Raw genomic sequence first — 10,067 nt, 5'->3', positions numbered from 1 at the left:
TTTACCAAATTAATTTTTATTTACTTTTTTTGACAATTATAAATAACTTATTATCAGTGATTAAGACTGATGAAAAAATTAAAATTAATAACCAAAAATTGACTCTTCTTATACCTTAATATATGTACTACTAAATTTCTCTTTTTTTTTGAAAACTAACATATACTAAAAATGGAATGTTGATTTAAAAAAACCGCGTTAGGGATTATTCATAAATGCTATTTAGAAAAAAATCGTGATTACTTGGTAGTTGCAGTGAATAGCCCATATTAATCTAGTATTAAAGTATATTAGATTACGAGGATTTGGAACATAAAGCCCGACCTGCTTTTAGCAAGGGAACGCCAAGAAAAGAATATTACACAGTTATTACCTCCTACACTTTGCCAGTTGCTGATATACCTATATATTTGTCAGTTATTAAAAACTTATAATATATAATGATACAAATTACTCTACCTGACGGTTCGGTGCGCGCTTTTGATAAAGGTGTGACACCTCATGAAGTGGCTGTAGATATTAGCGAGGGATTTGCCCGCAATGTTATATCTGCAAAATTCAATAATACAGTTATTGAAACCACCACTCCATTGACCACCGATGGTAGTCTTATTTTATATACATGGCGTGATGATGATGGTAAAAAGGCTTTTTGGCACTCTTCTGCTCACGTACTTGCACAAGCCTTGGAAGAACTATATCCTGGTGTAAAACTATGGGTTGGACCAGCCATTGAAAATGGTTTTTATTACGATGTTGATTTAGGAGAAGGTTCTATTTCTGAAAAAGATTTTAAGTCGATTGAAAATAAGATGCTTGAAATTGCTCGCGGTAAGCACGATTTTAAGATGCGCTCTGTTTCTAAAGCTGATGCTTTAGCCATGTACAATGGTAAAAATGAATACAAAGTTGACTTGATTGAGAGTCTTGAAGATGGTACCATTAGTTTCTGTGACCATTCTACGTTTTCTGATTTATGTCGCGGCGGACACATACCAAATACAGGAATTATAAAAGCCGTAAAAGTACTAAGTGTAGCTGGTGCTTATTATAAAGGTGATGAAAATGAAAAACAACTGACTCGTGTTTATGGAATTACTTTCCCAAAACAAAAAGAGCTTACAGAGTATTTACATTTACTAGAAGAAGCTAAAAAACGTGACCATAGAAAATTAGGTAAAGAGTTGGAACTTTTTGCGTTTTCTCGAAAGGTTGGTCAAGGTCTTCCGTTATGGTTGCCAAAAGGTGCTGCGCTAAGAGAACGCCTGGAGAATTTCTTGAAAGCTGCTCAGAAAAAAGCGGGTTACGAAATGGTTGTGACACCACATATTGGACAAAAGGAACTATACGTCACTTCTGGTCATTATGCAAAATATGGAGAAGATAGTTTTCAACCCATAAACACTCCTGCTGAAGGTGAAGAGTTTTTATTAAAACCCATGAACTGTCCTCACCATTGTGAGATATATAATACGCGACCTTTTTCTTATAAAGAACTACCTAAACGTTATGCGGAATTTGGTACTGTATATAGATATGAACAAAGTGGTGAATTACATGGCTTAACTCGTGTTAGAGGTTTTACACAAGATGATGCTCATATTTTTTGCACACCAGACCAACTGGATAGGGAATTTAAAGAAGTTATTGACCTTGTACTTTATGTGTTTGGCTCTTTAGGATTTGAAAACTTTACAGCACAAGTTTCTATTAGAGACCCAAAAACTCCTGATAAATATATAGGAAGTCTTGAAAATTGGGAAAAAGCTGAAAATGCTATTCTCAATGCTGCAAAGGACAAAGGCCTTAATTATGTTGTTGAAGAAGGGGAAGCTGCTTTTTATGGTCCTAAATTAGACTTTATGGTGAAGGATGCTCTTGGTCGTCAATGGCAACTTGGTACTATACAAGTAGATTACAATCTACCTGAACGTTTTGATTTGACTTACAAAGGCAGTGATAATGAGCTGCATAGACCTGTAATGATTCACCGTGCGCCGTTTGGAAGTATGGAGCGTTTTGTAGCCATATTACTGGAGCATACCGGAGGAAATTTTCCGCTTTGGTTAATGCCTGAGCAAGCTATTGTATTATCAATCAGTGAGAAATATGAAAAATACACTGAAAAAGTTTTAAATTTGCTAGAAAATGACGAAATTCGCGCCCTCGCAGACAATAGAAACGAGACTGTAGGTAAGAAAATTCGTGAAGCAGAAATGCAAAAGTTTCCGTTTATGATTATTGTTGGCGAGCAAGAAGAGAAGGACAATACAATAACGGTAAGGGCTCACGGAGGTGAAGACCTTGGCACAATAAGTGTAGAAGCCTTTTCAGAGATTGTAAAAAAACAAGTAAACGAAAGTCTAAAGACTTTCAAATAAATAACGTTTAATTAAAATTTATAAGCCATAGCAATACGTAGAAGAAAAAATTTCAGCAGACGTGTAGTCCAAGAGGACAAACACAGAATTAACGGAAAAATTAGAGCCGAAGAGGTTAGACTTGTAGGCGATAATGTGGAAATAGGTGTATACCCTACACGAAAAGCCTTAGCCATAGCAGATGAGCAAGGATTAGACTTAGTAGAGATTTCGCCAAACGCCAATCCGCCTGTCTGTAAAGTTATGGACTATAAAAAGTTTCTTTACGAACAAAAGAAACGCGAAAAGGCTTTAAAATCTAAAGCGACTAAAGTTGTAGTTAAGGAAATTAGATTTGGACCACAAACTGACGACCACGATTACGAGTTTAAAAAGAAACATGCAGAAAAGTTCTTAAAAGATGGTGCAAAGCTTAAAGCTTTTGTATTTTTTAAAGGGCGTTCTATAGTGTTTAAAGAGCAAGGTCAAATATTATTATTAAGACTAGCTCAAGATTTAGAGGAAGTTGGTAAAGTAGAACAAATGCCAAAATTAGAGGGTAAACGTATGATTATGTTTATTGCTCCAAAGAAAAAGTAAACTGAAAATTATTCAGTATTAAAGATAATAAGCGAAACGTAATTAAAAATAGGAGAAAATGCCTAAAATGAAAACTAAATCGAGTGCTAAGAAACGTTTCAAACTAACTGGCACTGGTAAGATTAAAAGAAAGCATGCTTTTAAGAGTCATATATTGACAAAAAAATCTAAAAAGCGTAAGCTTAGGTTGACTCATGATGGTTTGGTACACAAGTCTGATGAGGATAACATTAAAACAATGTTACGTTTAAAGTAATACTGTTTTAATCGGTTAAAACAATTTATAAACCCTGGAGTTAGGCAAAATTATTTAGCAAGTACCAATTTGGTCGCCTACTACAAAAAACAATTAAAGAAATGCCAAGATCAGTAAATTCAGTTGCAAAGAGAGCTAGAAGAAAAAAAGTTCTTAAGCAAGCAAAAGGCTACTGGGGAAGACGTAAAAACGTTTGGACAGTAGCAAAAAATGCGGTAGACAAAGCGATGCAATATTCGTACAGAGACCGCAGAAACAAAAAAAGAACATTCCGTGCGTTATGGATTATGCGTATTAATGCAGGTGCAAGACAACATGGAATGAGCTATTCAAAATTCATGGGGAAATTAAAAGCTAATAATATTGAATTGAATCGTAAGGTTCTTGCAGATTTAGCTATGAATAATCCTGAAGCTTTTGAAGCTATAGTAAACAAAGTTAAATAAGGCTTTTAGCCAAATTAATAACAACATTTCGCTTAAAAAAACCCAACTCTTTCGAGTTGGGTTTTTTATTTACCCTTGATTAATGGCATAAATCTTCAAGCGTTCTTCTTTACCTCTTAATTCCATGTCATGAGATAGAAGTTCATAATGTGTATTTGATATACTTAACTTTTCAATTACAGATTCTGAAACCAATAGTGATTTACTAAATGTATTACATAAACTTTGTATTCTTGAAGCCGTATTTATAACATCTCCATGAAAAGCCAAATCTTTCTTAATAGTACCTATTTCTGCAACCATAAGCTTACCAAAATGTAAGCCTGCTTTAAATTTAGGATTGAAATCATACTTATTTGTGTAGTAACTTTGTTTCTTCTCTAATCTCTTCTGAAATGCAAAAAACAGATTGATACAATTATTGTTTTTAAATCCTTTTTTACTTGGCCAATATATCACCGCTTCATCTCCTACATATTGATAAACCTCTGCTCCATAATTATTCAAAGACATATTTAAGTGAATAAAACAATCTTGAATAAATTGGCTGTATTTATGATGCCCAAGCTTTTCAGCAATTTTTGTTGAATCTTTTAAGTCAATAAACATTAAAACATGTTCTTGCTCCTTTGGACGTTTATATTTCCCTAAAAGAATTTGAATAAAATTACCTCGACCAAACCTATCATTTGCAATACGAAATAAAGAAAATACAATTGAAGCTATAACAAAGTATATTACAGTGATCCAAAAGAAAGGATCATCTCGCCACCATCCTTTTTCATTTGGTAAGTCTCTATCAATTTGTTCTTCTAATAAAAATGAAATCCCACTTAATACAACTATAATCAATACAAAATATACAAACGATTTAAAAACTATACTAAGTCCTAAAACTACTCTTTTGCTTAATCTATCAAAAATAAACTCTATGATAGCATAAAAGACACTAATGACTAAACCAACAATGATGGCATGCTTATAATAAGCACCAACAGGCAAATACAAAATATCATCTGTAAATAAAGACAACTCTTCTTCTAAGCCATTATATCTTATTGCAGTAAATAATACAAATACAAATACCCAGAAAATTGATGATATTAAAAGTAGCTGAAAAAAAGATTTAATTTTGTTAGACATCTACTAATATCAGGTCTTTTGTTTTTTCTTCTTTGCCGCTGGAAATAATACGTTATTAAGTATTAAACGATATCCCGGTGATGTTGGGTGTAAATCTAATTCAGTTTTTGGGTCACCTACTCTATGAGTATAATCTTCTGGGTCATGTCCACCATAAAACGTAAAAAAGCCTTTTCCTTTTATCCCATGTATATACTTTGCTTCACCATTAGTTTTATTCTCACCCATAACCAAAACATTAGACTTTATTTGGTCTCTTGTGAAAGAGGTTGTTTGCCCCATAAATCCTTTGACTAAGGCAGTGTGATTTTGAGTAAGCATAGTCGGTATTGGATCCCATTTTGCCGAATATTCCATTAAAGAGAAATAGTCTGTTTCTTTTGGTATTCTTCGTTTTCTAGTCATATCTATTGAAGAAAATTCATAGATATTAGGGTTACGCTCTAAAAGATAATCTTTGAAAGCAAACGTATTTGTAAAGTCAATTTTATTCTGATATCCTGGATCACTACCATCACCATCAAACATAGGCTCACATATATCTACATTTTCGGCAGAAAGTGCTATATCAAAACTATCCGTAGCGGAGCACATTGCAAACATAAAACCACCTCCAGCAACATAGTTTCGTATTTTTAAGGCTACCGCTAACTTAGCATCAGATACCTTATTGTAGCCTAATCGTTTTGCCAATGCTTCTGCTTCTTTCTTTTCTTTAATATACCAAGCTGCAGAGCGATATGTTCTATAAAATTTACCATATTGTCCTGTAAAGTCTTCATGATGTAAGTGTAACCAATCGTAAAGTAGCAACTCATCTTTTAAAACTTCTTCATCATAGATAGTTTCATAAGGAATCTCAGCATAAGTCAACACCATGGTAACAGCATCATCCCACGGTTGCTTTCCATAAGGCGTATAAACTGCAATTTTTGGTGCTTTCTCTAAAACAACAGCTTCTTGGTTAACGGAAGGGCTAGAAATTTCGTTTAAGATTTGTTCTGCTTGAGCATCTGAAACAACTTCGAAAGAAACGCCACGAATCTGGCATTCTCGTTGAATAATTTCGGCATCAGGTAACAAAAACGAACCGCCTCGATAATTAAGTAACCATTTAACTTTTAAATCACGCTCTAATGTCCAATAAGTGACACCATAGGCTTTAAGGTGATTTTCTTGAGACTCTGCATCCATTGGAATTAAGATATAGGATGCGTGAGATAGGTAGCCAAATAAGGCTAATAGAATAAATAGAGTAAGCTTTTTCAATTTCATAAATTTCAAATGAAAGATACTTAAAAAAGTAAACTAAGCGAAGTCTTTATTATTCTTTTAAGATATTTTGAAGTCAATATTAATGAACTAAATATTTTCTGGCTTTGTCTCGCTACCTGAAAGCAGGCTAGCAATGATTTTAGTACTAGAAAATTGCTCCATAATAATCTTAAGAAATACTGTTATTGGTATTGCCATGATTAATCCTGGAATACCCCATAAAAACCCCCAAAACATAAGCATAACCAAGACTGCAATAATATTAATGGAGAATGATTTTCCCATAAAAATCGGCTCTAAAATAGCTCCAAAAACAACTTGAACCATTGTTATCGAAAGTATAAAAAAGAGAAGTATACTTGTTGTATCTAACTCTACAAAAGCAAAAATTGAAAGCAATACTACAGAAACAAATGAACCAACCATTTGCACAAAGTTAATGGTAAAAGCAAATAAGCCCCAAAATATTGGGAAGCTCACATCAAAGAATACGCACATCAATCCAGTAAATAATCCTGTTAATGCACTTACTAGGAATTTAACTTTTAAAAATTTAATTAGGTCTTTTTCAATTTTCATAAAAGTCTTAACTGAAGTGTATTTCTTTTTAAGAAGTGTGCTATTAAGTAATTTGTGAACATTTATGGATTCTGCAAGCCATAAAACGACAAAAAAAGCAGTCATCAATAAAGTGGTAAGGAATTTTCTCAAAAATCCGATTGTAGAACCAATGTTCTCTTTCTGGAAGAATTGTGCGAACACATTCTTTTTAGATTCAAATTCAAAACCAAAACTATCAGATAAATAATCTTTAAGGCTGGCAATTTTTGGTTCTGCTTTTTGCAAAAAATCTCCATTATTAGCCAATATTTCTTTGCTTGATAATTGTATTAACTCTATACCAATTTTAAGACCACCTGCAACTAATAATAAGACTACAATTATACTTACAAATTTTGGGATTTTTCGACGTTCAAACCAACGCATTAAAGGCAAAAACAACAATGCAATAAACATTGAAAAAATCAATGGTATAAAAATAAAAGAAAGTACTTTAAGTAAATAAAATACGATAGGAATTGCTATTATCAACAACAATATATTTGTAGTACGTCTTTCGTTAAGCATGGGGATATATAATTGGCTTGCTAAGCTAGTCGTAAATTTCTTTAAAAACTCTCAAAGAAATTATAAATATTTAAAAAGGTACACCATCATCATCAGGGACATCAAAAGCATCACTTGCGGATGGGAAATTATCTGCTTTAAAAGTATCGTCATTAGCGGCTGCATTCATCTTTGAATGGAATTCTCCAAATGGTGTATCAAAATCGTCTAGGTTATCAAACTTACCTAAATGACCAATAAATTTAAGTCTTATGTTCTCTAAACCACCATTTCTATGCTTTGCTACAATGAATTCTCCTTGCCCTTCAGTTGGTGAACGCTCTTCATCATCCCACTCATCAATCTTATAGTATTCTGGTCTGTAAATAAATGATACAATATCTGCATCTTGCTCAATAGCACCAGATTCACGTAAATCAGATAGTAATGGACGTTTGCTTCCACCACGGGTTTCTACAGCACGAGATAACTGAGATAAAGCAATTACCGGTACTTCTAATTCTTTTGCCAAAGCTTTTAGGTTTCTGGAAATCATAGAAATCTCTTGCTCACGATTACCTCCTTTTTGGCTTCCTCCTGCTGTCATTAATTGCAAATAATCAACAATTATCATCTTTATGCCATATTGAGATGATAAACGTCTCGCTTTTGCTCTTAAATCAAATATTGAAAGTGATGGTGTATCATCAATAAAAAGTGGCGCTTTTTCTAAGGTTTTAACCTTTACATTAAGTTGTTCCCATTCGTGCTTCTCAAGTTTTCCGGTTCTCAATTTCTCTGATGATAATCCTGTTTCACTAGAAATTAAACGCGTAATTAACTGTACAGAAGACATCTCTAATGAAAAGAAAGCCACGGGAATATTACTATTAACAGCAATATTTCTTGCCATTGTAAGCGTTAAGGCTGTTTTACCCATACCAGGACGAGCGGCAACAATAATTAAATCAGAAGGTTGCCAGCCTGAAGTTAACTTATCTAACTTATCGAATCCTGAAGGAATTCCACTGAGTCCTTCTTTATTAGAAATTTCTTCAATCTTCTTCTTAGCTTGTATCACTAAACTTTGAGCAGTCTCAGTAGATTTCTTTACGTTACCTTGAGTGACTTCATACAATTTTGCTTCTGCATTATCCAAAAGGTCAAAAACATCCTTGCCTTCATCATAAGCATCTTCAATAATTTCGTTCGAAATTTTTATGAGGCTTCGTTGTATATATTTCTGAAGTATTATACGAGCATGAAATTCAATGTGAGCAGATGAAGAGACACGTTGTGTTAATGAAATTAGATAAAAATCGCCTCCAACCATATCTAACTTCCCATCCTTACGCAATTGGGTGGAAACTGTTAATAAGTCAACAGGTTCACTATTTTCAAAGAGTTTGAATATAGCTTCGAATATAAAGCGGTGAGATTCTTTGTAAAACGCATCTGGACTTAAAATATCTATGACCTCATCCACACCTTTCTTGTCAATCATCATAGCACCTAATACAACCTCCTCGAGGTCTAATGCTTGAGGTGGTATTTTTCCTTTCTCCAAGCTAATTATGGAGCTTTTATCGACTTTATAGCCTTGTACTGGATTAGGTTGTTTCATTATGCAATGAAAAATTTAGTTGGATTAATTTAAGAAAAAGAAACTTAAAAATGGTGAAAAAAACCTTAAGAAAGCCCTCAAATTTTAACAGCTTACGAATGTAACTAAAAGGTTGAGAAAACTTTGATTTATTATTAACTCAATCTTCAACAGTTGATTAACATTTTAGCTGTTAATAAGTTTGTTTTATTGTTAATAGCGACAAAAAAACTGAAGTTTTAGACTTCAGTTTTTTAAAATGCTATGGTTTAATGGGGTTAAGATTTGTAAACTCCCATCTCATTATATTTCTCCATACGCTGATTTACCAATTCTTTTGGTGATAAGTTTTTAAGTTCATCAAAAGTTTTGACTATGGCATCTTTTACAGCTAAAAAAGTTTTTGCTCTGTCTTTATGAGCACCACCTAAAGGTTCTTTTATAATCTGATCAACAAGCTTCATGCGTTTCATATCTTTTGCAGTAAGCTTTAAGGCTTCTGCAGCTTGTTCTTTATATTCCCAGCTACGCCATAAAATAGAAGAACAAGATTCAGGGGAAATAACAGAATACCAAGTATTCTCTAACATCATGACCTTATCTCCTACACCAATACCTAAAGCGCCACCTGAAGCACCTTCACCAATAATAATTGTAATTATTGGTACTTTAAGTCTTGTCATCTCTAGAATATTTCTTGCTATTGCTTCTCCTTGTCCACGCTCTTCAGCTTCAAAACCAGGATATGCGCCAGGAGTATCTACTAAAGTTACTACAGGAATACCAAATTTCTCAGCAGATTTCATTAAACGCAAAGCTTTACGATAGCCTTCAGGATTAGACATTCCAAAATTTCTGTATTGTCTAGTCTTTGTATTGTATCCTTTTTGTTGACCTATAAACATATAAGTTTGGTCTCCAATTTTCCCTAAACCACCAATCATAGCCTTATCATCTTTGACATTTCTGTCGCCGTGTAATTCTAAAAATGAATCACCACAAAGTGCATTGATATGGTCCAAAGTGTATGGTCTATCTGGATGACGTGATAATTGTACACGTTGCCATGCGGTAAGGTTTTTATATATATCTTTCTTGGTGTCTTGGAGCTTCTTCTCTATTTGCTTACAAGTTTCCGTAACATCTACTTCACTCTCGTCTCCAATGAGTTTACATTTCTGTAATTGATCTTCTAATTCTTTTATCGGTAATTCAAACTCTAAATATTCCATACAATTTGAAATTAGTTTTTTGTTAGTTAGTTGACAAACCTACGT

General features: G+C 33.4%; 9 protein-coding genes. 4 read left to right on the top strand and 5 right to left on the bottom strand.

Annotated elements, in window-relative coordinates; genetic code table 11:
- The first annotated feature begins 440 nt into the window (after window positions 1–440).
- The 4 genes from thrS to rplT all read left to right on the top strand — a co-directional run bounded on the left by thrS (window position 441) and on the right by rplT (window position 3,662).
- Entirely contained in the window at window positions 441–2,381 is a 1,941-nt protein-coding gene (gene thrS, locus Q0770_RS14370) for a threonine--tRNA ligase (protein ID WP_299118104.1), read from the top strand.
- A 27-nt stretch (window positions 2,382–2,408) separates the two neighbouring features.
- Entirely contained in the window at window positions 2,409–2,960 is a 552-nt protein-coding gene (infC, locus tag Q0770_RS14365) for a translation initiation factor IF-3 (RefSeq protein WP_262890109.1), read from the top strand.
- A gap of 58 nt (window positions 2,961–3,018) precedes the next feature.
- Window positions 3,019–3,216: a 50S ribosomal protein L35 gene (gene rpmI, locus Q0770_RS14360; protein WP_299118102.1), complete on the top strand. Its 198-nt coding sequence runs from the start codon at window positions 3,019–3,021 to the stop codon at window positions 3,214–3,216.
- A gap of 101 nt (window positions 3,217–3,317) precedes the next feature.
- A complete protein-coding gene (gene rplT, locus Q0770_RS14355; RefSeq protein WP_188374155.1) occupies window positions 3,318–3,662 on the top strand; it encodes a 50S ribosomal protein L20 in 345 nt (114 codons plus the stop codon).
- A 69-nt stretch (window positions 3,663–3,731) separates the two neighbouring features.
- Here rplT and Q0770_RS14350 read toward each other — a convergent pair whose 3' ends face one another.
- From Q0770_RS14350 to Q0770_RS14330, 5 genes are all read right to left on the bottom strand, one after another.
- Complete coding sequence (locus Q0770_RS14350; protein WP_299118101.1) at window positions 3,732–4,805, bottom strand: adenylate/guanylate cyclase domain-containing protein; 1,074 nt, start codon at window positions 4,803–4,805, stop codon at window positions 3,732–3,734.
- 9 nt (window positions 4,806–4,814) lie between these two features.
- On the bottom strand, window positions 4,815–5,999 hold the full coding sequence (locus Q0770_RS14345) for an asparagine synthetase B (RefSeq protein WP_299118107.1): 1,185 nt from the start codon (window positions 5,997–5,999) through the stop codon (window positions 4,815–4,817).
- 168 nt (window positions 6,000–6,167) lie between these two features.
- The gene (locus Q0770_RS14340; RefSeq protein WP_299118099.1) at window positions 6,168–7,208 is read right to left on the bottom strand and encodes an AI-2E family transporter; all 1,041 of its coding nucleotides are present in this window, start codon (window positions 7,206–7,208) and stop codon (window positions 6,168–6,170) included.
- A gap of 70 nt (window positions 7,209–7,278) precedes the next feature.
- A complete protein-coding gene (gene dnaB, locus Q0770_RS14335; RefSeq protein WP_299118097.1) occupies window positions 7,279–8,811 on the bottom strand; it encodes a replicative DNA helicase in 1,533 nt (510 codons plus the stop codon).
- A 257-nt stretch (window positions 8,812–9,068) separates the two neighbouring features.
- Complete coding sequence (locus tag Q0770_RS14330; RefSeq protein ID WP_299118095.1) at window positions 9,069–10,022, bottom strand: acetyl-CoA carboxylase carboxyltransferase subunit alpha; 954 nt, start codon at window positions 10,020–10,022, stop codon at window positions 9,069–9,071.
- Window positions 10,023–10,067: the final 45 nt, after the last annotated feature.

Origin of the sequence: uncultured Winogradskyella sp. (assembly GCF_947501905.1) — a bacterium.
Taxonomy (GTDB): domain Bacteria; phylum Bacteroidota; class Bacteroidia; order Flavobacteriales; family Flavobacteriaceae; genus Winogradskyella.
The sequence above is the reverse complement of the archived record's forward strand: the minus strand, read 5'-3'. Positions and strand labels throughout refer to the sequence as shown.

What these genes read in the sequence shown, in the direction of transcription:
- thrS (WP_299118104.1), top strand. Translation starts at nt 441, where the DNA reads ATGATACAAATTACTCTACCTGACGGTTCGGTGCGCGCTTTTGATAAA.
- rpmI (WP_299118102.1), top strand. Translation starts at nt 3,019, where the DNA reads ATGCCTAAAATGAAAACTAAATCGAGTGCTAAGAAACGTTTCAAACTA.
- rplT (WP_188374155.1), top strand. Translation starts at nt 3,318, where the DNA reads ATGCCAAGATCAGTAAATTCAGTTGCAAAGAGAGCTAGAAGAAAAAAA.
- Q0770_RS14350 (WP_299118101.1), bottom strand. Translation starts at nt 4,805, where the DNA reads ATGTCTAACAAAATTAAATCTTTTTTTCAGCTACTTTTAATATCATCA.
- Q0770_RS14345 (WP_299118107.1), bottom strand. Translation starts at nt 5,999, where the DNA reads ATGGATGCAGAGTCTCAAGAAAATCACCTTAAAGCCTATGGTGTCACT.
- Q0770_RS14340 (WP_299118099.1), bottom strand. Translation starts at nt 7,208, where the DNA reads ATGCTTAACGAAAGACGTACTACAAATATATTGTTGTTGATAATAGCA.
- dnaB (WP_299118097.1), bottom strand. Translation starts at nt 8,811, where the DNA reads ATGAAACAACCTAATCCAGTACAAGGCTATAAAGTCGATAAAAGCTCC.
- Q0770_RS14330 (WP_299118095.1), bottom strand. Translation starts at nt 10,022, where the DNA reads ATGGAATATTTAGAGTTTGAATTACCGATAAAAGAATTAGAAGATCAA.